This window comes from Actinocorallia aurea (assembly GCF_054783995.1).
The window spans coordinates 20,898-43,556 of record NZ_BAAGPQ010000014.1 but is presented as its reverse complement, the minus strand read 5'-3'; the positions used below and the strand labels follow the sequence as shown (position 1 = coordinate 43,556).

Here is a 22,659-nt window from a genome sequence, read left to right as displayed (position 1 = left end):
CCGGGGCGCATGCCTCCCGTCCTTCGGCACGGAGACGGAACAGCCCCGGATCGCTGGGCCAACAGCTGATGATCCGGGGCTTCGGCCAGGAAATGGAGTCCTGACACTCATGCACGATCGTACTGACGGGGTGCCCGCTTCAGGGGACGGTTCTGGCGGAGGCTCGGGGCGATCCTGTGCGCCCAGCGCGTTCTGGGTGGACCGGGCGGTGGCGAGCGGGGCCGGGAACGCGGGCGTTCGGGGCGGGCGGGTCGGCGACGCCGGGCAGGCCCGCGGCAAGGGGGCCGGCGGTGAGCGTCGATGTTCTGCTCACCTCCTTTCCCGAAGTGCCGACGATCTTCTGGGGGAAGGCGACCGGGGTGTGGCGGGCGCTCGTTCACGTCGATGGGCGGGACGGGTGGGTGACGGGGAGAGACCTCGAAGGACTCGGGCACGCCCTGTGGAGGGTGCTGCGCGCGCGGCGGCCCGTGGCGGCGGGGCCCGCCGCGCCGCGGGGGCGCCCGGCGCCGCTCGTCGCCCGCGCCGCACCGGTTCCGACCGCCGCGGCCGTGGACCCCGACTTCCGGGCCCGGTATCGGGCCGCCCCGGAGGGGCCCCCGGACTCGGCGGTCCGGGGTGTTCGCGCGGGTCGGTGAGCGTTTGCGGGGGTGGAGGGCCGCGTGAGACCGGAGCCCGGGGAAATCGGGGGTGGGCAAGAAAATGTGTGCGCGGTACATTTAACCAAGCAAGTGCTTGTGTCTGATCGTTCAGGGAGAGGGCCCGCCATGGTCGAGTTTCGGAAGGTCACGAAGAACATCGGGGCCGAGGTTTCGGGGGTGGATCTGCGGGAGGCGCTGCAGCCCGAGGAGGTGCAGGCGATCCGGACGGGGCTGCTCGACCACGGGGTGCTGTTCTTCCGGGACCAGCACATCACCGACGAGCAGCACGTCGCCTTCGCCAAGCAGTTCGGGACGGCGAACCTGCCGCCGATGGACACCAGCGGGTCGGCCGTGCACGTGCTGGACCAGACCGACCCGAAGGGGGAGGGCGGCGACCAGTGGCACAGCGACAACACGTTCATGCGGACGCCGCCGATGGGGTCGATGCTGCGGGCGGTGATCCTGCCCGAGGTCGGCGGCGACACGCTGTGGGCCAACATGTACCTCGTCTACGAGTCGCTCGCGCCGTGGCTGCGCCGCCTCGTCGACGAGCTGTACGCCGAGCACGACCTGACGATGTCGGTCTCCAAGGCGATCGACAAGGGCCACCGCATGGACCTGCGGGACCTCCAGGACAAGAACCCGCCGGTGATCCACCCGGTCGTGCGGGTGCACCCGGAGACGGGGCGCAAGGCGCTGTACGTGAACCGCAGCTCCGTCACCCGGCTCATCGGCCTGTCGCGGCGCGAGAACGAGGCGATCCTGCCGCTGCTGTTCGACGCGGTCCGCGACCCTCAGTTCCAGGTCAGGCTCAACTGGCGGGTCGGCACGATGGCGTTCTGGGACAACCGCCCCACCCAGCACTACGCCGTCGCCGACTACACCCAGCGCCGCAAGATGCACCGCGTCACCATCAACGCCCCCGAGGCGATCGACGACGGCGTGCCCAAGGGCCCGAACGGCGTCACCGGCGACGACTCCCCCGCCGAGGCGAACGCCGCGCGTTACCTGTGAAATGGCGCCGCCTCCGGCGGCGCGGTGATCGGGCGCTGAGAATCCCGGCACTGCCCCTCCGGCCCTAGGGGCCTACGGGGCAGCGCAGGGGCGCCCGATCACAGGATTCAGTGGCTCCCAGTACGGGACCTCAACCGAGGGACGGGAGTTCCGCCCGTCCCTTGGCCTCCAGGCGTTCCAGGGCCGCACGCAGGACGGCGCGCTCGGCGTCGGCGAGGGGGCCCGCATAGAACTCGCGCAGGGTCTGGGTGTGGACGGCGCGGGCGCGGGCCAGCGTCTCGCGGCCCTTCGGGGTGAGGGACGCCTTCTGGACGCGCCGGTCGGTCTCGGACGTGTGCCGGGTGAGCAGCCCCGCGCGTTCCATCCGGTCGATCAGCCGGGTCATGCCGCCGCTGGTGAGGATCATCTCCTGGGCCATGTGGCTCATCGACACGCAGCCCTGCTCCAGCCGGAGCAGCACCTCCAGCATGACGTGGGAGATCCCCGCCCGCCTCTCCAGCGCCCGGCCCGCGATCCGCTCCAAACGCGAACTCACGCTCAAGAGCAGCCCGAACTCGCCGATCAGCGCGTTTTCCTCGGTCTCCACGCGGCCATTGTCATCCACGGCAAGCCCCGTTGACAGCCGCCGGACAGCCGATATCCCGGGCCTGCCCTGACCCAAAACCGCGTCCGCCCTAGTCACCGGCCTTCGGTGACGGAGACGTCCGGTCCGTCGGTGTCGCGCCAGGGGTCGCGCCAGGGGTCGCGCCAGTGGACGCGTCTGGGGTCGCGGATCCCTCGACGCCCGGGACCGCGGTGGTGGTGTCGCTCTCGCTGCCGGCCGGGACCATCGAGCTGATCATCCAGGTGCCGCCGACCTTGATGAGGCCGAGGGTGAGGTGGCTGCGCGAGATCGTCTGGGACTGGCTCAGCGCGGGCGCCTCGATGGACAGGTCGAACACGAGGACGGCGGTGGCCATCATCCCGTCGACGCTGCCGACGTAGACGGCGTAGGTCTGCGACTTCAGGTCGGCCTGCTGCGCGGTGAGGCGGTCGCCGAACTCCTTGAGGTCGAGCTTCTCGCGCTCGGCCTTGGCGTCCCCGGTGAGGTAGGTGAGCGTCTTCGTGTTCGCGGTCGCGACGTCCTGGTAGGAGAATGTCGCCATGGTGTCGCCGAACGCGGCGATCCGCTTGACGAGTTCGGCCCGCTCGGCGTCCTCGGCGGCGGCGGAGCGCCACTGGTAGATCCCGACGGCCGCGAGCACCGCGAGGACGGCGACGGCGGCGGCGAGGAGCGGCACGAGCTTCCCGGACGCCTTGGCGAGCCCGGAGCCCTCGACGGAGACCTTCTTCCCAGCAGTGTTCTTCTCGGCGGCCTTCTCGGTGGCGGCCTTCTCAGTGGAAAGAGCCTCCTCGTCCGCATCCGCCGCGGCGTCCTCGGCGGCGGCCCCGTCCGCCCCGTCCTCGCCCGCGTCATCGGCCTGCGCGGCCTCTGCGGCGGCCTCTGCGGCGGCCTCCTCCGCCTCTTCGGCGTCCGCCGCCGCGAGGACCGCCCGCACCGTCGCCTCGTCGAGTTCGGCTCCGGTGTCGTCCTCCTCGACGATCTCGATGACGCGGACCCGCCGCACGGGCTTCTTTCCGTTGGTCGTGCTCATGGGTCCTCCTCGGGGGTTCACCGGCTCCGGCGCCGGATCAGGGCGGGCAGGGACTTGGCCGCGACCCGCGTCAGCACGGCGAGGGCCAGGACCGGCGGGAGCCACACGAGCCAGCCGGGAGGACCGCCGGCCGACGTGTCGGCGACGGGCCTGGCGACGGCCGTGCTCGTGGTGGCGGGGATGGTGGGGGTGGGCGCCGCCGCCACAGTCTGCCCCTTTTCCCCGGATTTCTCACTAGTGGCCGGGGCCTTGAACGGGTCCGCGCCGCCCGCGCAGGTCGGCACCTCCGGCACTTCGGGCTGGGCCAGCGGCTCCCGGTACTCCAGCGGCGCCTCGCCCTTGGTCGAGAGGACGGCGGCGAGGTTGATGGCGCTGCCGGAGGAGGTCGGCCGGATGATGTCGTTGAGCGCGCTGATGAGCTGCCCGGCCATGCCGAGGGTGTCGCGCACGTCCTTCATCTTCGCCGGGGTGGCGACGGTGCCGAGCGCGTCGCCCAGGGCGTCGACGGTGCAGCCGAAGTAGGGGTCGGTCGCGGTGGTGAGGTCGGCGAGGCGGGTGGTCAGGGCGGGCGAGCGCTCCAGCACCTCGCGCAGTTCGCCGCGCAGGTCCGAGAGCGGGCCGAGGAGTTCCGCCGAGTTGTCGATGCTCGTGCCGAGCGCGTCGGAGTGGCCGGCGAGCGAGCGGGTGAGCTCGGACAGGTCGCCGGTGAGGCCTTCGATCAGCTCGGTGCGCCCGGCGAACGCCTCGGTGAGGGCGGCGCTGCCGTCGATGATCTGGCGCAGCGAGTCCTCGCGGCCCTCCCAGCCTGCGGCGAGCTCCCGGAAGAGGATCTCGGTGGATTCCGGGTCGATCGCCTTGAGCCCGTCGATGACCTGCGCGAACAGGTCGCCGTAGGCGACGGGCACTGAGGTGTGCTCCTTGCCGATGCGCCCGCCCGGCTCCATCCTGTCGTCGAGGTCGGCGCCCGGCAGCGGCGCGAGGTCGACGTACGGCTCGCCGACGGCGGACTTGCGCCCGGCGGCGGCGCTGAGCGCCGCGGGGATCTCCACGCCCCGGTCGATCGCGAGTTCGGCGACGACCATGTGGCCGCCCGCGTCGAGGGTCAGCGACCGGATCTTGCCGACCCGCACGCCCAGGTAGGCGACCTCGAAGTCCTCGTGCAGCCCCGGCGAGGAGGCGAACTCGGCGCTGATGACGTACGGCCGCTCGACGAAGTCGAACTTGACGACGCTGGACAGCGCCCAGCCCGTCAGCACGACGGACAGCAGCGCGAAGACCGCGACGTTGAGCAGGATGCGCCGCCCGTTCACCGGCCGCCTCCCTGGATGATCTGGTCGAGCAGCGGCAGCACGTCGTTCGCGCTCTCCGCCGCGTTGTTGTAGAGGCCGAGCTTGAGCGCCCCGTAGACCATGAGCTGGCCGTCCCAGACGACCTCGGGCAGCACGTCCTGGAAGCCGACGAGGCTCTTGACCAGGGCGGAGATCTCCTTCTGGCTGCCGCCCAGGGTGGCCAGGGTCGGATCGAGCCTCTTGATGAGCAGCCGCATCTTCTCGGCCCGTCCGGCGAAGACCTTGTCGCCCAGGCGGCGCGCGGTCGTGGTGAGGTCCTCGACGGTGCCGAGGATCTCGGTCTTGTTCTTCTCGATGAGCCCGATGGTCTCGTCGATGCGGGTGGTCTCCAGGGTGCCGTTGTGGGCTTCGAGGGTCTCGCCGAGGTCGGCGAGGCGCTCGATCGCGGTGCCGAGGTCGTCGCGCTGCTCGGCGAACGCGGTGACGAGGTCGGCGGACTGGGAGACCATCTTGTTCAGGGCGGGGCCCTGCCCGTCGAGCGCGGTGGCCGTCTCGCCCACGAGCGTCGCGAGGTCGTCGCCGCTGATGGCCTCCAGGATGCGCCCGGCGTCCCCGGCGACCTGCTCGAACTGCGGCGCGACGCTCGTGGCGGTGATCCGGGCCCCGTCGCGCAGGAACGGTCCCGTGGTCATGTCCGCGCCGTCGGGGAGGGTCAGCTCGACGTAGTTCTCGCCCAGCAGGGACGTCTGGGCGATCTCCGCCGCGGTCCCTTCGGGGATCTTGTACTCGTCCTCGATGGAGAACCGCACCTCGGCCTGGTAGCCGACCCGCTTGACGCCGACGACGCTCCCGATGGGGATGTCGCTCATCTGCACGCTGTGCCCGGCGACGAGGTTCTGCACGTCGGGGAAGGTCGCGACGAGCGTGACGTCGCCGGTGGGGGCGCCGAGGGTCGAGGGCGAGCACCCCGCGAGGGGCAGGGCCACAGCGAGGGGAAGGGACACGGTGAGAGCCGCGGCCTTCAGCAGCGGGGAGAGCCGGCTCACTGGTCCTCCCAGGGGCAGTTCGAGTAGGTCGGCGAAGGCAGCAGGCACTCTTCGGGCATGCCGAGCTGTTTCATCAGCGCGCGCAGGGTCGGATCCACGGCGAACTGCAACTCGGCGACGTGGCTCTTCTTGTTCCAGGACTTCAGGAACGCCTTCGCGACGCCGGGCAGCGCCTCGATGAGCTGTGCGAGCTGCTCGCTGTTGCCCTTGACGACCAGGGACACCTGGGTGAGGACCCGGATGTCGTCGGCGAGGGTGCCTTCGTACTTCTCCAGCAGCACGTCGCCGCTGCGCACGAGCCGCACCAGGCCCTCGACGAGCTGCTTGATCGCGTCGCGCTCCGCGGCGAAGACCGAGGTGGCCGAGGAGACCTGCTCGATCATCGTGCCGAGCGCGTCCTCCTTGCCCTCGACGACGTCGGCGACCTGCGCGAGGTTGTCGGCGAGATCGGCGAGCGCGTCGGCCTGGCCGCCGAGCGTCTCGGTGAGCTGGCCGGTCTGCTGGAGCGCGGAGTTGAACGCCTGCCCGTTGCCCTCGAACGCGTCCGCCGCGTTCCGGGTGGCGCGCCGGGCCTGGAGCGGGTCGATCGCTTCGAGGACCTCGGTGAAAGCGGCGAGCGCCTCGTCGGTCTCGATCGGCAGGGTGGTGTCCTTCTGCTCGATGACGTGCCCGTCCGACGCCTTCGGCTTGCCTGGCGTGTACGCGGGGTACAGGACGAGGTTGCGTTCGCCGACGAGGTTGAGCGGCATGATCGAGGCCTTGACGTCGGCGGGGATCGGCACGCCGTCCTCGACCGTCGCGCTGACCCTGATCCGGTCGCCCTGGATCTCCACCTCGTCGACGGTCCCGACGTCGACGCCCATGACCAGGACGTGCGAGCCCTCGTAGAAGCTCGTCGCGCGGTCGAAGTACACGGTGATCGAGGTGCCGCCGCCGGGGAGCGCGGAGCAGCCTCCGGACAGGAGCAGCGGGAGGGCGGCGGCGAGCGCCGCGAGGCGGGTCTTCACGGCCGGGCCTCCGGGGGCAGGATCGTCTCGGGGCCCTGGAGGACGCCGAGACCGGTGATCATCGCCGCGAGCCCCTCGCCGGTGCTGCCCGCGTTCGCCAGGCCCTCGAAGGTCGGGCCGAGCAGGGCCAGGTCGGTGTTCAGGTCGGCCATGCGGGGCTCCAGCCGCTGGGTCAGGGTGTGCAGGTTCGCCAGGAGGTCGTCGAGTTCCTTGCCGCGCTTGCCGACGACGTCCGCGAGGGTGTCGACGACGCGGGCGTTGCCGCCGAGCGAGGCGGCGAGCTCGGTCCGGTGCTCGGTGAGCGTCTCCAGGAGGGTCTGGGAGGCGTCGAGGAGGCGGGCGAGGTCCTCGTTCTTGGTGGCGAGGACTCCGGTCAGCCTGTTGGCGTCCGCGACGAGCTGCTGGAACTGCGGGCTCTTGGCGTTGAGCGCGGCGTTCAGCGTGCTCACGTTGGTGAGCAGCTTGTTCAGGTTCGCCTGGGTCGGCAGGTCGATCTTCTCGGTCTCCTCAAGGATCTTGGTGATCGACTTCATGTCGAGCTTCCCGAGGTCGCCCGTCGTCTTGTTGAGGGCGGCGACGACCGTGTAGGGGGTGCCGGTCCTGTCCTCGGGGATCCGCCGGTCGTCCTCGTCGAGGTCGGCCAGGTAGGGCTCCTGGACGGGTCCGGTGAGCTTCAGGTACCGGCCGCCGAGCAGGTTGGCGAGCTGGACGTCGGCGCGGGTCTGCGGGCCGAGGTCGACGCCGGAGTCGACGCGGAACGTGATCCGCACCTTGCCGTGGTCGAAGTCGGGGTCGATCGCGGTGACCTTGCCGACCTTCACCCCGGCCAGCCGCACGTCGTCGCCCTCCTTGAGGCCGCCGGTCTCGGTGAAGACGCCGGTGACGTGGTAGCCGTCCTGGAACAGGCCGACCTGCCCGTACAGGAAGGCGAACCCGATGCAGGAGGTGAGCAGGGCCAGGGAGACGAGCGCGACGATCCGCTTGTTCAGGTCGCGCAGCGAGGGGAGCGCCATCAGCCGTTCCCCTTCTTCGCGTCCTTCTGGTCCTTCGAGCCCTTCGAGTCCTTCGCATCCTTCGGGGGGGCCGAGCCGGTGAGCCGGGCGACGAGGTCGGCGAGCTCCTCCTGGCCGTCGAGCATCTGCTGCCGGCTGGTCCGGTTTCCGGGGCCGGACAGCTTCATCTCGGTCGGGCACTCGCCCAGGACGATGTTCAGGCACATGGCGTTGATCCGGACGTAGTGGCCGCCGTTGGTGACGGCGAACAGGGAGCGCAGCGCGGGCGGCAGGCCGGTCACGATCTGCGCCAGCTCGTCGATGTCCCCGGCGGCCGTCTTCACGACGGTGTCCAGGTTGGCGACGGTCCTGTCGAGTTCGCGCTGGTTGCCGCTGATGACCTGGTCGAGGACCTCGCTGACCTGGGCGAGTTCCCCGCTGGCCGAGGCGAGCACGTCGGTGTTCCCGGCGAACGCCTCGCTGATCGCCACGAGGTCGTCGATGACGCCGGAGATCTGCTCGTCGCGGCGGACCGCGGTCTCGGTCAGCGTCGAGTAGCTGTCGAGAATCGAGGCGAGGTCGTCCTTGCGGGTGGCGAGGGAGCCGACGATGTTCTGCAGGCCGGTGGTCATGAGGCCGATGTCGTCGCCGTTGCCGTCGAGCATCGCCGCGGTGGCCTGGAGGATCTTGTTGAGCTGGTCGGGGTCGAGGCTGCCGGTGAGGGGCCCGAGCGAGTTGACGATCTCGCCGAGGTCCACGACGGCCTTGGTCGCCGCGAGGGCGTCCCCTTCCTTCAGGTACCTGCCGTTCTGGGCGCCGGGCACGAGGTAGACGAGCCGCTGGCCGATGAGGTTGCGCCAGCGGATCTCGGCGGTGCTGTCGGCGGGCAGCCGCAGCTCCTTCTCGACCTCCAGGGTGACGACGGCGCGGCCCGCGGCGACCTCGACGGAGGTCACCTTGCCGACGGGCGCGCCCGCGACCTTCACCAGGTCGCCCTCGATGAGTCCGCCGACGTCCTCGAACGACGCCTTCAGCTCGTAGGTGTCGCCGTAGCCCGCGCCGGTGATCTGCGCCCCGATGACGTAGGTGAGCAGCGACGTCACCACGGCGAAGACGGTGAACTTGACCAGGACGCCCAGGGCCGGGCCCCCGCCGCCTCCGCGCGGCTTGCGGGCCCTCACTTCTTGTCCTTGCCGGCCGAGGGGCTGCCGCCGTACATGGAGTCGGCCGGGCACTCCTCGGTGAAGATGTCGCACAGGTTGAGCGAGACGTAGAGGTTGACCGCGCCCATCTTGGTGCCCTCCGGGCCGGGGACCTGGAGGATCCCGGCGAGGCCGCCGAAGAACCCGTTGAGCCCTCCGATGAGTTCGCCGAGTTCGTCCTGGCGGGGGTACAGGGTGTTGTTGACGAGGCTCCCCCGGTCGATGAGGGCGCCGAGCGCGTCGCCGTCACGTTCCAGAGTGCGCGAGAGCGTGCCGGCGAGGGTGCGCGCGTTGGCGAGGGTGGCCTCGAAGTCCTCGGGGTGCTCGGCGAGGGTGTCGCTGAGCGCGTCGGCGTCCTCGACGAGCTGCCCGATCTTGCCGGACCGGCTGCCGAGCACGTCGCCGATGACGGAGAGGTCCTTGAGGGTGCGGCGGGTCCGGTCGAGGTCGCCGTGCGCGGCGTCGAGGAGCTTCGCGGCGTCGGTGGTGGTCTGGTGCAGGGTCGCGCCGTTGCCCCGGAGGGCTGCGGCGAGGGTGTGCAGGACCGTGGCGACGTCGTCCGGGTTGATCGCGTCGGCGAGCGCGGCGAGCGGCTCGCCGGTCTCGGCGAGTTCGGCGGGGTCGGTCGTCCTGGTGATCGCGGCACCGTCGGGGAGGTAGGGGCCGGCGCCTTCGCCGGAGCCGAGGTCGAGGGAGATGTCCTTCGGCCCGAACACCGACAGCGGCTCCACCTTGGCGGTGACGGTGTCGGGCACCCGGATGCCGTTCTCGACCCGGATCCGCACGACGGCGCGGCCCTGGGCGTCGAGGGCGACCGAGGAGACCGAGCCGACGGTCATGCCGCGGACCTTGACCCGCGACTTGGCGTCGAGGCCCTGGCCGGCCCGGTGGAACACCGCGGTGTACTCGCGCGACGGCGGCTCCGACGGCATCGCCCCGGCGACCGCGGCGCAGGCCGCGGCGGCGAGGACCGCGGTCCCGCCGAGCGCGAAGCGGACGCGCGAGGCGCGTGACAGGTTGAGGTCTGATCCGCTCATCCGGTCAGGCTCACCGTCCCTCCGTCGCCCCAGAAGATGTAGGACAGCAGCAGGTTCACCAGGACGATCGAGACGCTGGACTCGCGGATCGCCCGCCCCGCCGCGACGCCGACGCCGACCGGCCCGCCCGAGGCGTAGTAGCCGCGGTAGCAGTGGATGAACATGATGATGAAGGCGAAGACGACGACCTTGCAGACGCTGTAGAGCACGTCCTGCGGCGGCAGGTAGAGGTCGAAGTAGTAGTCGTAGACGCCGGCGGACATGCCGAAGAACTGCACGGTGATGAAGCGGGTGGCGAAGAAGCTCGCGAACAGCGCCAGCAGGTACAGCGGCACGAGCGCGACGACGGTCGCGGCGATCCGGGTGCACACGAGGTAGGCGATGGAGTTGATGCCCATCACCTCCAGCGCGTCGATCTCCTCGGAGATGCGCATGGCGCCGATCTCGGCGGTGCAGGCGCTGCCGACCTGGGAGATGAGCGCGATGCCGGTGATGACGGGGCCGAGTTCGCGGATGTTGGAGAAGCTGGAGACGAGCCCGGTGAAGGACTCGACGCCGAGGCGTTCCAGGGAGGGGTAGCCCTGGACGCCGACGATCGCGCCGGTGAAGAACGACATCGCGAAGATGACGAACACCATGCCGCCGCCGACGAACAGCGCGTTCACGCCGATCGTCATGTCGCTCATGTGGCGCACGACGGTCTTGCCGTACTTGCGGCGGAGGACGAGGTCGGCGAAGAGGTGGTAGAAGACGCGGCCGAGGAAGATCGGCAGGCTGGCGAGCTCGGGCAACCGGCTCACCCGATCCTGGACGACCGCGCCCAGTTTGCGCCCGGGGAGGATGGCGGCCAAGGGGGTTCCTCGCTAGATCTTGGGTGGGACGAGGACGAGGTAGAGCGTTTCGAGTACGTAGTTGAGGAAGAACACGAGCAGTGACGTCGCGACCGTCGCGCGGGTGACGGCTCGGCCGACCCCGGCGGGCCCGTAGTCGCAGGTCATGCCCATGTGGCAGGCGACGGCGGCCGCCACGAGCCCGAAGACGAAGGCCTTGAACAGGGTGATGCCGAGGTCGGAGAGCTGGAGCAGGGAGGCCGCGCCGTCGAAGTAGGCGCCGGGGGTGACCCCCTGCTGGATGACGTTGAAGTAGAAGCCGCCCGCGGTGCCCGACAGGATGACCAGGGAGCACAGCAGGACGCTGACGACGGCGGCCGCCCACAGCCGCGGGGTGACGAGGCGGTGGGTGGGGTTGATGCCCATGACCTCCAGCGCCGACAGCTCGTCGCGGATGCGCCGCGCGCCCATGTCGGAGGTGATGGCGCTGCCTCCCGCGCCCGAGATGAGCAGCGCGGAGGCGAGCGGCGCGATCTGCCGGACCATCCCGGCGACGACGAGCGCGCCGGTGCTGGACTGCGCGCCGATCTGGCGGGCGACGTCGCCCACCTGCAGTGAGATGGTCGCGCCGAGCGGGATCGCGATGAGCAGCAGCGGGATGCTGGTGACCCGGATGATGAACCAGGCCTGCTCGATGAACTCGCCCCACCAGGTCTTGAGATCCCAGGTGCGGCGCAGTCCTTCGAGGAGGGTGACGAACAGTTCTCCGGCCTCGTCCAGGAGGGCGAGGCCGCGTTTGGCGAGGAGCGCGGGCCCCTGCCGCACCAGCACGGCCATAGGTCGAGACCCCTTTCCACCTGGTGTGCGTCGCGCCCCGCAGGGCGACTTGCGTCACATCAGGCGGGGCCGCCGCGACTCTACTGGCAGGTAGTCCAAATGGGGAATAGGTGTTTCCAGATTGGTGCCATCGCCCGATCGGGACGGCAGTACCTCGTGTTCTCCCACCAGAGAAAGTGAATGATCCTCACATCTACTGGAGCGTTGCCTACCGCGCCGAGGCAGGGTTGGATCGGTCTGTGACAGTGACGCTCACCGCCGCGGCGGCCCTCCAAGACGACCTCGTGGACCTGCGGCGGGCGATCCACGCCGAACCCGAGACCGGCCTCGACCTGCCCGCGACCCAGGACAAGGTCCTCGACGCCCTCGGCGACCTCCCCCTGGAGATCACCAAGGGCCGGGCGCTCAGCTCGGTCACCGCGGTCCTGCACGGCTCCCGTCCCGGCCCGACCGTCCTGCTGCGGGCCGACATGGACGCGCTGCCGCTCGACGAGCACACCGACGTGGGCTACCGCTCGCGCACCCCCGGCGCCATGCACGCCTGCGGCCACGACCTGCACACCGCGATGCTCGCCGGCGCGGCCCGGCTGCTGTCCGCCGAGGACTTCGCCGGCAGCGTCATCCTCATGTTCCAGCCCGGCGAGGAGGGATACGCCGGAGCCAAACTCATGATCGACGAAGGAGTGCTGGAGGCGACCTGGCAGAAACCCGTCGCCGCCTACGCGCTGCACGTGTCCTCCTCGATGCTCCCGGCCGGGTTCGTCATCGGCAAGGGCGGCCCGATCATGGCCGCGGCCGACACCGTCACCGTCACCGTCCGGGGCACGGGCGGGCACGCGTCGATGCCGCACCACGCGCGCGACCCGATCCCGGCCGCCTGCGAGATGGTGCTCGCCGCCCAGACCTTCGTCACCCGCGCCTTCGACGTGATGGACCCGGTCGTGGTGACCGTCGGCAGCATCCACGCGGGCGCTGCCGCCAACGTCATCCCCGACGACGCCGTCTTCTCCGCGACCGTCCGCTCCTTCTCCGCCGCGTCCCAGGGCCGCGTCCGCGAAGGGCTGCACCGGGTGTTCCAGGGCATCGCCGCCGCCCACGGCCTGGACGTCGAGATCGACTACCGGATCGATTACCCCGTCACCGTCAACGACTTCGCCGAGGCCGCCCACCTGGCCGCCTCGACCCGCGCGCTGCTGGGCGAAGGCGCCTACTTCGACGTCCCCCAGCCGCTTCCGGCGTCCGAGGACTTCTCCTTCATCCTCGCCGACGTCCCCGGCGCCCTCGCCATGCTCGGCGCCACCCCGCCCGACCGGGACCCCGCGACGGCCCCCGGCAACCACTCCGCCGAAGCCGAGTTCGACGATTCGGTCCTCGCCCAGGGCAGCGCCCTGTACGCCGCGCTGGCCCTTGATCGACTGTCCCGGGCCTGAGGGAAATCTCTGGTTCGTGGTTACGGCATCCGTCAAGAGCGGGCATTCTCTTTGTCCATGAGCCAGTCCATTGTGCGCCGGGTCCTCACGAGCAACATCACCATCGGGGCGCTCGTGATGGGGCTGCTCGCGTGGGCCATGTTCGAGGTGGAGTTCGGCGAGGCCGAACCGCCCAAGATCGCGGCCGACGGGGAGCTGTCGGCCAACGAGGCGCTGCTCCTCGTGCGGTCCAACGACATGAACCCCCTCGTCGCCGACGCCGTCGCCGCGGCCAAGAAGCGGGCCTACATCAAGGAGCAGAAGGCCAAGGAGGCGGCGCGCAAGAAGAAGGAGTGGTACCGCAAGCACAAGGCGGAGATCGACGCGAAGCTCGCCAAGGAGAAGCTCGCGCAGATGCCGAACCCGAGCTCCGAGCAGAACATGGCCGCGGGCGAGAAGCTCAACGCCGCCAAGGGATGGGCGGCGTGCTGGCCCGCGCTGAAGATCATGTGGACCAAGGAGAGCAACTGGAACGAGCGGGCCGACAACCCGTGGAGCGACGCCTACGGCATCCCGCAGGCGCTGCCCGGTTCCAAGATGTCCACCGCGGGCCCGAACTGGGAGTCCAACGCGGCGACGCAGATCGTCTGGGGCCTGTCCTACATCCAGGCCCGCTACAAGGACCCGTGCGGCGCCTGGACCTTCTGGCAGAACAACCACTGGTACTGAGCCGGGCCGCTCAGTCCGCGGGCTGTGCCGCCTTCTCCTCGGCCGCCTTCTCCTCGGCCGCCTTCTCTTCAGCCGCCTGTGCTCCGGCCGCCAGTGCTTCCGCCTCGGCCTTGGCGACCGCCTCGGGGAAGACGTTGCGGGCGATCGACTTGTCGGCGAACAGCACCCAGTCGGGCGCGAGGTTCTTCGAGTAGCGCTCGAAGTAGAGCAGCTGCTTGCTGATGAGGACGAGCTCGCGCGGCGACTCCGCGTCGTACTGCTTGGCCATGTCCAGGAGCATCGTGATCGTCTTGCCGATGCTGATCCCCGCCATGCCCGACTTCAGCAGCGGCCCGAACACGAGCTGGAGCCGCATCGCGATCTCCGCGTCGGTGCCGATGCCCTCCGGGATGATCCCGAGGCTGCGGTAGTGCGGGACCATCCTGCCGAAGTCGGCGTCGAACATGCCCGTGTAGAACATGTCCCTCATCAGCTCCTGCCACGGGCCGTGCAGCTCGCCCATGATCCCGAAGTCGAGGTAGCAGATGCGGCCGTCGTCCAGGAGCCACAGGTTCCCGGCGTGGACGTCGCCGTGGAAGACGCCGTGCGCGAGCGCGGCCTCCACCCAGGCCTTGACCCCCCGGGCCAGCAGTTCGGGGCCGTCGATGTCGCCGGAGCCGTCGATCGCGTCGAACGGGGTGCCGTACATGCGCTCCATGCAGATGACGCGCGGACCGCAGTAGTCCCAGTAGACCTCCGGCGCGGTGACTCCCTCGTTGTCGCCGAAGGCGTGCAGCCGCTCGCGGAAGTCGTGCTGGCGCTGCGCCTCAAGCGCGCTGTTCAGCTCCTGGAAGGTGACCGAGTGCAGATCCTCGATCATCGCCGACGGCCTGGCCGCCCGCATCACCTTGGACAGGCGCTCCAGCCTGCGGGCGAAGAAGTAGGCGACGCGCAGGTCGGTCGCCATCAGCGCGGCGATCCCGGGCCGCTGGACCTTGACGACCGCGTCCCGCCCGTCGGGCAGCCGGCAGGCGTGGACCTGGCCGATCGACGCGGCCGACAGCGGGGCGTCGTCGAAGGCGGCGAAGAGGTCTTCGGGGCGGGCGCCGAGGTCCTCGGCGATGATCCGGCGCACCGCTCGCCCCGGGATCGGCGGCACCTCGTCGAGGCAGCGCAGCGCGGCGTCGGCGAGCGCCTGCGGGAACAGGCCGGGCGAGGAGGCGATCACCTGGCCGAGCTTCACGTAGGTCGGGCCGAGCGCCTCGAACGCGTCGACGACGCCGTGCGCGGCGCCGTCCCGCCAGTCCTTCTCCCCCCGGCGGGCCGCCCAGCGCGCGAGCCGCCGCGTGACGTGCCCGAACAGGGAGAAGAAGACGACGAGGAGGCGGGCGGGGTCCGTCCAGACGAGCGCGTCCAGTCGTGGCGAGACGATCTCCAGATCGGCCGGACTCGGGCCGTCGGCGTAAGGGCCACGAAAGGTCATGCGTCGCCTCCTGGGGGTGGGAAGTACCGCCCAAGCTAGCTCACTGCGACAAAAGCGTCGATATGTTGCATCTCACTCGGACCCTGGTCTAGGGTCCGCCCATGGACGCCGAAATCCCGTCCGACGGACGGCTCCGGGACGCCGACCTCGAAGCACGCGCCCGGATCTGGGCCTCCCCGGGCGCCCCCTCCCTCGGCAGACTCGCCCGCCACGCCGTCGCGCTCCCCGCCGGCCAGATCCGCTGGGCGCTCGGCAGGCTCCCGGCCACCGCGCTCGACGGCCTGTCCGGCGAAGGCGCGCTCGACCCCGCCGACGCCCTCGACGCCGTCAAGAGCACCGTCCGCGAGGCCTCCGCCGGATGGGCGCGCGACCAGCTCGCCGCCCTCGGCCCCGCCGGAGCCGAACTCGCCGCGCTGCTGCGCGACGCCGCGGGCCTCACCCCGCGCGGCCTCGCCGACCTCCTCGACGCCGAACCCGTCGTGCCCGACCCCGTCCCGCCCCACGCCGTCCGGCGCGCGTTGGAGCGGCACCTGCCCGGGGCCGTCACCGAATTCGACCCCGCACCCCTCGCGGTGTCGGCGCTACACCAGGCCCACCGCGGCGTCCTGCGCGACGGGCGGGCCGTCTACCTGCGCGTGGTGCGGCCCGGCGCCCGGTCCGGTCTGCGCGACGACCTGCGGCTCGCCGCCAACCTCGTCGCGCCGCTCACGCTGCTCCCGCAGGCCCGGACCGTCCAGCCGACGGCGCTGCTGCGCTCGGCGGCCCGCCGCGCCGCCGAACAGACCGACCTGCGGCACGACGCCCGCAACACCGCCGAACTCGCCGAACTCCTCACCGGGCCCGCGCTGCGGCTCGCCGAACCCGTCCTGGAATCGCGCGGCGCCGTCGCCTACGCGCTCCCCGACGGCGCGGTGCCGCTCGCCGAAGCCGACGCGAACGTCCGCGCCGCCCTCCCCTCGTTCCTCGCCCTCGTCGTCGAGTCCGCGCTCGCCGACGGCGTCTTCCACGGCGACCTGCGCCCCGACCACCTGTTCGCGCTGCCCGACGGCACCCTCCTGCTCGCCGGATGCACCACCGCGGGCCGGCTCGCCCCGCCCGTCCGGCGGGCCTTCCTCGACTACGTGACCGCCCTGTTCGGCGGCGACCACGCGGGCCAGGTCGACGCGCTCGCCAGGCTCGGCGCCGTCCCGGACACGACCGACAGGGCCGCCCTCGAAGCCGACCTGAGGGCCGCGCCCGAGCTGTCCCCGCTGCGGCTGCTGCGCGGCGGAGGCGATGCGGCCAAGGTGCTCGGCGACCTCGCGGGCAAGCACGGCCTGCGCGTTCCCAGTCCGCTGATCGGCTGGGCGCGCGCCCTCTTGACCTACCGCGCGCTGACTCGGCATCTTGTCCCCGAGATGCCCTTCGTCCAGGCGCTGCTGCCACTGGTGCCCCGCCTGGGCGAGATCAACCGACGCCTCACCGCAGCCGAATCCGGCTGAGCCCGATCCCCCGGAGGAGATCCCCCCATGGCCAAGCACGCCTTCCTTTCCGAAGCATGGCTGGACGCCGTCGAGGCCCTGCGGCCCGAATGGCCCGAGCCGCCGGCCGAACTCGCCGGGCTGCTCATCAACCTCATCGTCAAGGGCGGCCCGGACGGCGACGTCCAGGTCCACACCAACTCCGGAGTGGTCGCCCGCGGCCTCGACGCCTCCGCCGCGACCACCGTCACCGTGCCGTTCGAGGTGGCCGAGCGGCTGTACGTGAAGAACGACCCGTCGCTGGTGATGACCGCGATCATGTCGGGCGAACTGACCATCGAGGGCGACTCCGCCCAGGTGATGGCGCTGATCGGCGTCCAGGGCGAGCCGACCGCCGAGCAGGTGGCCTTCCAGCAGAAGATCCAGGACCTGACGGCCTGACCCCACCCTGCTAGGCGGGGCGCAGCGCGGGCACGAGCAGTTCGGCGAGGAACCGGCGCAGCGGCCCGCGCGGCTCGGCCACCACGACGGTGACCGCGATCCGGGTCAGCCACTCGGCGACGACCACCGGATCGCGGTCGGCGATCGCCCCGCGGCCGACGAGCAGCCCCACGAGCGGGGCCATCCGATCGGTGATCTCGGTGAACAGCCGCGGGATCTCCCCCGCCAGCAGCGCGCCGACCATGTCCCGCTCGTCGGTGAGCATCTTGCGCAGCACCGGATGGGCGAGGCTGTCCTCGATGACGGTGGCGAGCAGCTCCACCACGGCCTCGGGGCCGGTCAGTCCGGCGATCCGGGAGGGCAGCGCGGCGAGGATCCGGTCGATCTCCCGGGAGACCAGCAGCAGCGCCGTCGCCCTGACGTTGCCGACCTGCCGGTAGACGGTCGTGCGGTTGACGCCCAGCTCGCGGGCGATGTCCTGGACGGAGGTGCGGGCCACCCCGAACCGGGTGAAGCAGCGCGCCGCCGCGTCCAGATAGGGATCGAGAGCGGGCCCCGGCGCAGGGGGCAGGGCACCCGCTCGCTGCTCTGTCTCGGCCTGCACGCAACAATGCTACTGGTTTGTCGCAGAATCGAGCGTAGTACGGTGTAAGGGTCGGAAGGGGACGCTCCGTGAACGCCGTCGCCAGACTCGCCGCGTCACCGCACTGGACGCACGCCGATCCGCCCAAGATCGAACCGGGCGGCCTCTTGGCGCTCGGACCGCGGACCTGGCTGTACGTCAAAGCCGTCGCCCCCCTCTTCGGGACCCGCGGCATCCGCTTCGCCGACCTCACCGGACGCGACCGTGCCGTCTTCCGCGCCTACCTGCCGTACTCGGCCGCCGTCGTCACCTCAGGGCTCGGCAGGGCCACCACCGAACTCCTCACCCTGCGGACCGCGTGGAACTGCGGCGCCTGGTACGAGTTCTCCCACCACCTGCACCTCGCGCGCCTCGGCGGGCTGTCCATCGACACCGTCGAACGGATCGCGGCCGGACCCGACGCGCCAGGGCTGCACCCGCACCAGCGCGCCCTCCTGCGCGCGGCCGACGAACTGCACGCCTCCCGGGCCGTCTCCGCCGCCACCCTCGCCGACCTGCGCGGATTCCTCGACGAGTCCCGCGTCGCGGAACTGTGCCTGCTCGTCGGGCACTACGAGATGCTCGCGATGTTCCTCAAGAGCGCCGGAGCCGTCCCGGAGGAGGGCGCGTTCGAGCGGGGCCCGCTGCGCTGGCTGCGCCGCGCCGACGACTCCGACAGGCTCACCCCCGCCTCGCTGCCCGCTCTGAACCGGCGCCTGTTCAACCGCGTCCAGATCAACTACGCGCCTTTCATCCCGCCTTACGCCGTCATCGTGCACAAGGGCCGTAAGTCGGGAAAGGTGTACCGCACTCCCGTCATGGCGCTCCGGAACGGCCGCCACCTGGTCGTCGCCCTCCCGTACGGCGACCGCTCCGACTGGGTCCGCAACCTCCTGCACACCGGCCGCGGCGGCGTGGAGCGCCTGGGCCGCCTCCACCGCATCACGGCCGTCCGCGTCACCGACGTCCCGAGCGCCGGCGACCTCGTCCCCGCCGCGGCCCGCCCCCTGCTGAAGCTGACGAAGATCCTGGTCGCCGAGATCGAAGAGCCCCGATGACCGTTCCGCGCCGCCTCCTCCGCCGCTGGCACCACTTCGACGCCGCCCTCCGCCGCGCCCTCCCCTCCGCGGACCTCGACCTCGCCCTCCGCCGCACCGCCTCGAACATCGAGGCCACCCCCTGGCCGCACCCCGCCCCTTCAGACCCCCGAACCCGCCTCCTCCTGGAGGCCGTCGACCAACTCTGCGCCGACCGCATGATCCACCCGGCCACCTGGGACGCCCTCCTCCCCCACTACTCCCCCAAGGAACTGACGACCCTCTGCCTAGCCGTAGGCGACCGCGCCACCACGGCCATGCTCACCCGAACCACCGACTTCCCCACCTGAACGCCATTCCCGAAAACACAGAGATTTCCACTCTTGGGGCTTTAGCATTGGCCTGTCCTCTGGATCACCGTGCTCAGCCCGCCCAAGACAGGAACCTCACGCCCTCCATCTCGGTGACGGTCCTCGGCGCCTCGGGCTCCGGCAAGACCGTTTACCTGTCGAGTCTCCACAAGCGGCTCAGCATCGAACGTCCGGACACCGGATTCTTCGTGGAGCTGCCGCCCCAGCAACAGACGAGGCTCAGCAAGATCTACCGGGAAGTGTCCACCGGTAGGGACTGGCCGCGCGGCACCGGCAAGGGCGACGGGCAGACCTGGAACTTCACCTGCGCGGTGAAGACCACCTCCGCGAAGACCTTCCACCCTTTCTCCATCGACTACCTCGACTACGCGGGCGAACTGATCACCGAACCCCAGGAAGACGGGGAGACGACGGACGCCGCGGTCGAACTCTTCGAGAAGATCAGAACGTCGGACTTCCTTCTCGTCCTGCTCGACGGCGAGAAGGTCATCGACTTCCTGGACGGCGGAGGGGAACTGCGCGCCGACCTGGCGGAGATCCTCCCGCTGGCCGGGAGAAGCAACGCGGTCGTCCACTTCGTGCTCACCAAGTGGGACCTGTTCGATGGCCTCCCCTTCACCCTCGGCGACGTCGTCTCCCGGCTGCGCGCCGAGGACGACGTCGCCGATTTTCTGGCGACCCGTCAGGAGAACCCGAAACTGAGCGGCACCGTCCGGTTGATCCCGGTCTCCGCCGTCGGCAGCGGCTTCACCCGCCCAGGAGAGCTCGGGTTCCCGGTCAAGACCGGGCAGCAACCCAGGCCCCTGAACGTCGAGATCCCGTTCATGGCCGTCGTCGGCGACCTCATCGAACAGGCCCTGGCCGACGCGGCGGACGCCGTCGAGACCGATCCGGCCGACAGGCCGACCCAGCGGCGCGAGCGCCTGCGCGGCGTGGTCAAGCTGATCCGGACGGGCCTGCCTCTCATCGAGGTGGCGATCAAAGTGGCGTCCCGCTACGCGAAGGTCCCCGAATCCGTCACGAAGGTCTGCGTCACCCTGGCGGGGGAAGCGCTCAAGCACGGGGAAGAGTGGCTGAACCGGAGCGTCGCCGACCTGCGCAAGGACGCCAAGAACTCCCTGACCGAGCAGGAGGCGCTGGAGAGACTCTTCGACCTGTTCGGGGCCACCCTGCGCGACTTCGAGAAGAACCACCCGGAGTCCCGGCTCACCGAGAGCTTCCTGCCGTGAGCGGCGCCGCCTGGCCGTTCGCGGTGACGCGCAGCCGCAGGCACGGCTACCGGACGGTGATGGCGCCGCCCGGGATCGCGGCGTCGGTGCTCTCCGAGGGGACCGTGGACGACATCGGCCCGCGCCCCCACGTCCGCGAGGTCACCGACGCGGACGGCGGCAGACTGTGGCTCGTCTACCGGGTCTCGGCGCTGTCGGAGGACGAGGTCGGCGCTGAGGGGACCCCGGTCCTCGACCGCTACGGGCGGCCGGTCCGCTTGACCGAAGGCGTGGTCGTCCACGCCGAGCCCGCCGCGCGCCTCGGCGGTGCCCTGTTCGACGAGCTCCGGAAGCAGACCGTCCCCGCGCTCAGCGCGTTCTGGCAGGCCGACGACCCGAACCACCCGGTGCAGCGCTCCGAGGCCCTCCCCGCTGCCGTCTTCCCTGGGGAACTCGATCCGATCACCGACCCGCCCTATGTCACGAGGAGGTCAGCGGCCGCTCCTCCGAGCGGCCCGTTTCCAGCAGGACCCCGGCCGCCCGCCGATCCGCTGACTCCCGCCGGACGTCCCGCACGCGCCGCCCTGACGACTCCCGCCGCCGTCGTCGCCGGCCTGCTCCTGGCCGTCCTGCTGCTGACCCTGCTGATCCTCTAGGAGCCACCGAATCCTGCACCCGCGGCCTTGGCCCGGATCTCCCGGTCGTCCCGGCCGACGGCTTGTGCGGTGGGTGGTCAGGGGTGTCTTGCCTCGAAGATGGGGGCGAGGGTGGCGACGAAGGATCTGATGATGGGGTACTGGGTCTCGGGGGTCTTGCCGCGCAGGCCCAGGACGGGGTCGAGGCCGTCGTAGTAGGGGGCGAGGGCGAGGTGGGGGAGGACCAGCATGAGGAGGGCGAGGGCCGCCTCGTCGTCGAGGTCGGCGCGGATCTCGCCGCGCTCGCGCCAGCGGGCGAGCAGCGGGTGGATCGCCTCGCGGTAGTACTGGTTGGACGGCTCGCGCACCAGGGTCCGGACGGTGTTGTCGATCTCCAGGTTCATCGCGGCGGTCACCGCGCGCTCCAGCGGGTGGGCGGCGAAGTAGTCGGCCCACAGGCAGCACATGTCGCCGAGCCAGGCGGTGAACGGCTGGTCGAAGTCGCTCTCCGCGATGCCCTTGACGATCTCGTCGCGGATCCGCCGCGCGGTCTCCTCGGCGACATAGGTGAAGAATTCGAGTTTGTCGTCGAAGTACTGGAAGAGGGAGCCCTTGGCGATGTCGGCTTCGCGGGCGATCGTGTTGAGGCTCCCGGTGGAGTAGCCGTGCTCGCCGAACTCCCGCTGCGCGGCCTGGAGCACCCGCTCCCGCTTGGCAGGATTCAACCGGAACCACGTCGAAGTAGGCATCGCGGTAATCCTAGTGGCCGCGTACGCGTACGGCCGGTAACCGTTTAGAGTCGGCCCATGAGCGAGAACCGGGTGCGGACCGGCACCCAGTGGGCGCGCGCCGACGCCACCCGCCGGGCGCTGCTGGACGCCGCCCGCGAGGTGTTCGCCGACCGCGGCTACGAGGCGGCCGGGATCGCCGAGATCGTGGAAAGGTCCGGCATCTCCGTCGGCAGCCTCTACCACCACTACGGCGGCAAGTCCGGCCTGTTCCTCGCCCTCTGGGAGGAGCACACCGCCGAGCAGGAGAACAAGGCGACGAACGCCGTGAAGTCGGCCCGCGCGGCGGGCGAACGCGACTCGATCGCCCTGTTCATCAAGGGCACCGAGGCCTTCCTTGAGGTCTGCTGGACCGACCGCCGCACCAGCCGCCTCTTCGTCGCCGGCGAGGGCCCCTCCGGCTTCGGCCTCATGCGCCGCTCCCGCCTCCGCCAGTGGCTCGCCCAGAACACCCGCCTTCTGGCCGACCAGAACAAGATGCTCGCCCTCATCCTGACGACCGCCATCGGCGAGGCCGGCCGCGAGGTCTCGATCGCCGACTCCCCCGAAGAGGCCCGAGCCCTCATCCACCAGACGACGGAGATCCTCACCCGCCTGGCCCGCTGACGCGGCGCGACCCGGCCTCCTCAATGGACCCGCCGCACGAACCGGGCCTCGAAGTACAGCGCCCGGACTCCGGCCGCCAGCACCGGCAGAACGGTCGCGAGCCCGACCACCGCGGCGCTCACGCGTCCTCCCCGAGCGCCGCCCGCACCGCCTTGAACCCGGTGTGCAGACACATCGCCCCCGAATCGACGGCACAGGCCCGAATGATCCCGAGCCCCCCCTCCCGCACTCGGAGTCCTCGGCCACCTCCCCAAGCCCCGGCGCCCCCTCGATCCCCGCGAGGCAGTCCCCCGCGCACAGGGGCGTAGGACACGGATCTACGACGTAGACGACGGGCGCGGCCACCGAAGACCGCACCGCACCAC

Annotated in this window: 24 protein-coding genes; 11 read left to right on the top strand and 13 right to left on the bottom strand. The window is 71.0% G+C overall.

Annotation, left to right across the window (positions count from 1 at the left end; translation table 11 throughout):
* Positions 1-290: 290 nt before the first annotated feature.
* Positions 291-635 (top strand): hypothetical protein, encoded by a 345-nt coding sequence (locus ACYVOM_RS18090; RefSeq protein WP_460304571.1) that lies wholly within the window; start codon positions 291-293, stop codon positions 633-635.
* A gap of 129 nt (positions 636-764) precedes the next feature.
* Complete coding sequence (locus ACYVOM_RS18085; RefSeq protein WP_460304570.1) at positions 765-1,652, top strand: TauD/TfdA dioxygenase family protein; 888 nt, start codon at positions 765-767, stop codon at positions 1,650-1,652.
* A gap of 130 nt (positions 1,653-1,782) precedes the next feature.
* Here the strand turns inward: ACYVOM_RS18085 and ACYVOM_RS18080 are convergent, their stop codons facing one another.
* The 10 genes from ACYVOM_RS18080 to ACYVOM_RS18035 form a co-directional block, all read right to left on the bottom strand.
* Positions 1,783-2,238, bottom strand: a complete 456-nt coding sequence (locus tag ACYVOM_RS18080) for a MarR family winged helix-turn-helix transcriptional regulator (RefSeq protein ID WP_460304569.1) — start codon at positions 2,236-2,238, stop codon at positions 1,783-1,785.
* 88 nt (positions 2,239-2,326) lie between these two features.
* Positions 2,327-3,286: a hypothetical protein gene (locus ACYVOM_RS18075; RefSeq protein WP_460304568.1), complete on the bottom strand. Its 960-nt coding sequence runs from the start codon at positions 3,284-3,286 to the stop codon at positions 2,327-2,329.
* Between the two features lie 17 nt (positions 3,287-3,303).
* Complete coding sequence (locus ACYVOM_RS18070) at positions 3,304-4,596, bottom strand: MCE family protein (RefSeq protein WP_460304567.1); 1,293 nt, start codon at positions 4,594-4,596, stop codon at positions 3,304-3,306.
* Positions 4,593-5,621 carry an MlaD family protein gene (locus ACYVOM_RS18065; RefSeq protein ID WP_460304566.1) on the bottom strand — a complete coding sequence of 343 codons (1,029 nt, stop codon included), beginning with the start codon at positions 5,619-5,621 and terminating at the stop codon, positions 4,593-4,595. Before ACYVOM_RS18065 ends, ACYVOM_RS18070 begins: the two co-directional genes overlap by 4 nt.
* Positions 5,618-6,628 carry an MCE family protein gene (locus tag ACYVOM_RS18060; protein WP_460304565.1) on the bottom strand — a complete coding sequence of 337 codons (1,011 nt, stop codon included), beginning with the start codon at positions 6,626-6,628 and terminating at the stop codon, positions 5,618-5,620. The genes ACYVOM_RS18065 and ACYVOM_RS18060 overlap by 4 nt, the downstream gene beginning before the upstream one ends.
* Positions 6,625-7,641 (bottom strand): MCE family protein, encoded by a 1,017-nt coding sequence (locus ACYVOM_RS18055; protein ID WP_460304564.1) that lies wholly within the window; start codon positions 7,639-7,641, stop codon positions 6,625-6,627. The genes ACYVOM_RS18060 and ACYVOM_RS18055 overlap by 4 nt, the downstream gene beginning before the upstream one ends.
* Positions 7,641-8,801: an MCE family protein gene (locus ACYVOM_RS18050; RefSeq protein WP_460304563.1), complete on the bottom strand. Its 1,161-nt coding sequence runs from the start codon at positions 8,799-8,801 to the stop codon at positions 7,641-7,643. The genes ACYVOM_RS18055 and ACYVOM_RS18050 overlap by 1 nt, the downstream gene beginning before the upstream one ends.
* Complete coding sequence (locus ACYVOM_RS18045; RefSeq protein ID WP_460304562.1) at positions 8,798-9,859, bottom strand: MCE family protein; 1,062 nt, start codon at positions 9,857-9,859, stop codon at positions 8,798-8,800. The genes ACYVOM_RS18050 and ACYVOM_RS18045 overlap by 4 nt, the downstream gene beginning before the upstream one ends.
* Positions 9,856-10,710 carry an MlaE family ABC transporter permease gene (locus ACYVOM_RS18040; protein WP_460304561.1) on the bottom strand — a complete coding sequence of 285 codons (855 nt, stop codon included), beginning with the start codon at positions 10,708-10,710 and terminating at the stop codon, positions 9,856-9,858. Before ACYVOM_RS18040 ends, ACYVOM_RS18045 begins: the two co-directional genes overlap by 4 nt.
* Before the next feature lie 12 nt (positions 10,711-10,722).
* Entirely contained in the window at positions 10,723-11,526 is an 804-nt protein-coding gene (locus ACYVOM_RS18035) for an MlaE family ABC transporter permease (protein WP_460304560.1), read from the bottom strand.
* Between the two features lie 239 nt (positions 11,527-11,765).
* Between ACYVOM_RS18035 and ACYVOM_RS18030 the strand changes: the two genes are divergently transcribed.
* Positions 11,766-12,956 (top strand): M20 metallopeptidase family protein, encoded by a 1,191-nt coding sequence (locus tag ACYVOM_RS18030; RefSeq protein WP_460304559.1) that lies wholly within the window; start codon positions 11,766-11,768, stop codon positions 12,954-12,956.
* A gap of 57 nt (positions 12,957-13,013) precedes the next feature.
* Positions 13,014-13,664, top strand: a complete 651-nt coding sequence (locus ACYVOM_RS18025) for an aggregation-promoting factor C-terminal-like domain-containing protein (protein ID WP_460304558.1) — start codon at positions 13,014-13,016, stop codon at positions 13,662-13,664.
* Between the two features lie 10 nt (positions 13,665-13,674).
* On the opposite strand, the gene ACYVOM_RS18020 is transcribed toward ACYVOM_RS18025, so the two are convergent.
* Positions 13,675-15,126 carry an ABC1 kinase family protein gene (locus tag ACYVOM_RS18020; RefSeq protein WP_460304557.1) on the bottom strand — a complete coding sequence of 484 codons (1,452 nt, stop codon included), beginning with the start codon at positions 15,124-15,126 and terminating at the stop codon, positions 13,675-13,677.
* Between the two features lie 101 nt (positions 15,127-15,227).
* On the opposite strand from ACYVOM_RS18020, the gene ACYVOM_RS18015 reads away from it, so the two are divergent.
* Entirely contained in the window at positions 15,228-16,607 is a 1,380-nt protein-coding gene (locus tag ACYVOM_RS18015; RefSeq protein ID WP_460304556.1) for an AarF/UbiB family protein, read from the top strand.
* Between the two features lie 27 nt (positions 16,608-16,634).
* Positions 16,635-17,027, top strand: a complete 393-nt coding sequence (locus tag ACYVOM_RS18010) for an SCP2 sterol-binding domain-containing protein (protein WP_460304555.1) — start codon at positions 16,635-16,637, stop codon at positions 17,025-17,027.
* 10 nt (positions 17,028-17,037) lie between these two features.
* Here the strand turns inward: ACYVOM_RS18010 and ACYVOM_RS18005 are convergent, their stop codons facing one another.
* Positions 17,038-17,631, bottom strand: coding sequence for a TetR/AcrR family transcriptional regulator (locus tag ACYVOM_RS18005; RefSeq protein ID WP_460304554.1), 594 nt, complete (start codon positions 17,629-17,631; stop codon positions 17,038-17,040).
* A gap of 68 nt (positions 17,632-17,699) precedes the next feature.
* Between ACYVOM_RS18005 and ACYVOM_RS18000 the strand changes: the two genes are divergently transcribed.
* The 4 genes from ACYVOM_RS18000 (at position 17,700) to ACYVOM_RS17985 (ending at position 20,921) form a co-directional block, all read left to right on the top strand.
* Positions 17,700-18,707, top strand: a complete 1,008-nt coding sequence (locus ACYVOM_RS18000; protein ID WP_460304553.1) for a nitroreductase family deazaflavin-dependent oxidoreductase — start codon at positions 17,700-17,702, stop codon at positions 18,705-18,707.
* The gene (locus tag ACYVOM_RS17995; protein WP_460304552.1) at positions 18,704-19,036 is read left to right on the top strand and encodes a carboxymuconolactone decarboxylase family protein; all 333 of its coding nucleotides are present in this window, start codon (positions 18,704-18,706) and stop codon (positions 19,034-19,036) included. The genes ACYVOM_RS18000 and ACYVOM_RS17995 overlap by 4 nt, the downstream gene beginning before the upstream one ends.
* Before the next feature lie 113 nt (positions 19,037-19,149).
* The gene (locus ACYVOM_RS17990; RefSeq protein ID WP_460304551.1) at positions 19,150-20,286 is read left to right on the top strand and encodes a TRAFAC clade GTPase domain-containing protein; all 1,137 of its coding nucleotides are present in this window, start codon (positions 19,150-19,152) and stop codon (positions 20,284-20,286) included.
* A complete protein-coding gene (locus ACYVOM_RS17985) occupies positions 20,283-20,921 on the top strand; it encodes a hypothetical protein (RefSeq protein ID WP_460304550.1) in 639 nt (212 codons plus the stop codon). Before ACYVOM_RS17990 ends, ACYVOM_RS17985 begins: the two co-directional genes overlap by 4 nt.
* A gap of 77 nt (positions 20,922-20,998) precedes the next feature.
* Here the strand turns inward: ACYVOM_RS17985 and ACYVOM_RS17980 are convergent, their stop codons facing one another.
* Complete coding sequence (locus tag ACYVOM_RS17980; RefSeq protein ID WP_460304549.1) at positions 20,999-21,649, bottom strand: TetR/AcrR family transcriptional regulator; 651 nt, start codon at positions 21,647-21,649, stop codon at positions 20,999-21,001.
* Positions 21,650-21,706: 57 nt separating this feature from the next.
* Between ACYVOM_RS17980 and ACYVOM_RS17975 the strand changes: the two genes are divergently transcribed.
* Positions 21,707-22,294, top strand: coding sequence for a TetR/AcrR family transcriptional regulator (locus tag ACYVOM_RS17975; protein ID WP_460304548.1), 588 nt, complete (start codon positions 21,707-21,709; stop codon positions 22,292-22,294).
* Positions 22,295-22,659 lie beyond the last annotated feature (365 nt).

Coding starts and splice junctions, on each gene's coding strand:
- ACYVOM_RS18025 (WP_460304558.1), top strand. CDS start 13,014: ATGAGCCAGTCCATTGTGCGCCGGGTCCTCACGAGCAACATCACCATC.
- ACYVOM_RS18085 (WP_460304570.1), top strand. CDS start 765: ATGGTCGAGTTTCGGAAGGTCACGAAGAACATCGGGGCCGAGGTTTCG.
- ACYVOM_RS17980 (WP_460304549.1), bottom strand. CDS start 21,649: ATGCCTACTTCGACGTGGTTCCGGTTGAATCCTGCCAAGCGGGAGCGG.
- ACYVOM_RS18055 (WP_460304564.1), bottom strand. CDS start 7,641: ATGGCGCTCCCCTCGCTGCGCGACCTGAACAAGCGGATCGTCGCGCTC.
- ACYVOM_RS18075 (WP_460304568.1), bottom strand. CDS start 3,286: ATGAGCACGACCAACGGAAAGAAGCCCGTGCGGCGGGTCCGCGTCATC.
- ACYVOM_RS17975 (WP_460304548.1), top strand. CDS start 21,707: ATGAGCGAGAACCGGGTGCGGACCGGCACCCAGTGGGCGCGCGCCGAC.
- ACYVOM_RS18020 (WP_460304557.1), bottom strand. CDS start 15,126: ATGACCTTTCGTGGCCCTTACGCCGACGGCCCGAGTCCGGCCGATCTG.
- ACYVOM_RS18015 (WP_460304556.1), top strand. CDS start 15,228: ATGGACGCCGAAATCCCGTCCGACGGACGGCTCCGGGACGCCGACCTC.
- ACYVOM_RS17995 (WP_460304552.1), top strand. CDS start 18,704: ATGACCGTTCCGCGCCGCCTCCTCCGCCGCTGGCACCACTTCGACGCC.
- ACYVOM_RS18035 (WP_460304560.1), bottom strand. CDS start 11,526: ATGGCCGTGCTGGTGCGGCAGGGGCCCGCGCTCCTCGCCAAACGCGGC.
- ACYVOM_RS18045 (WP_460304562.1), bottom strand. CDS start 9,859: ATGAGCGGATCAGACCTCAACCTGTCACGCGCCTCGCGCGTCCGCTTC.
- ACYVOM_RS18010 (WP_460304555.1), top strand. CDS start 16,635: ATGGCCAAGCACGCCTTCCTTTCCGAAGCATGGCTGGACGCCGTCGAG.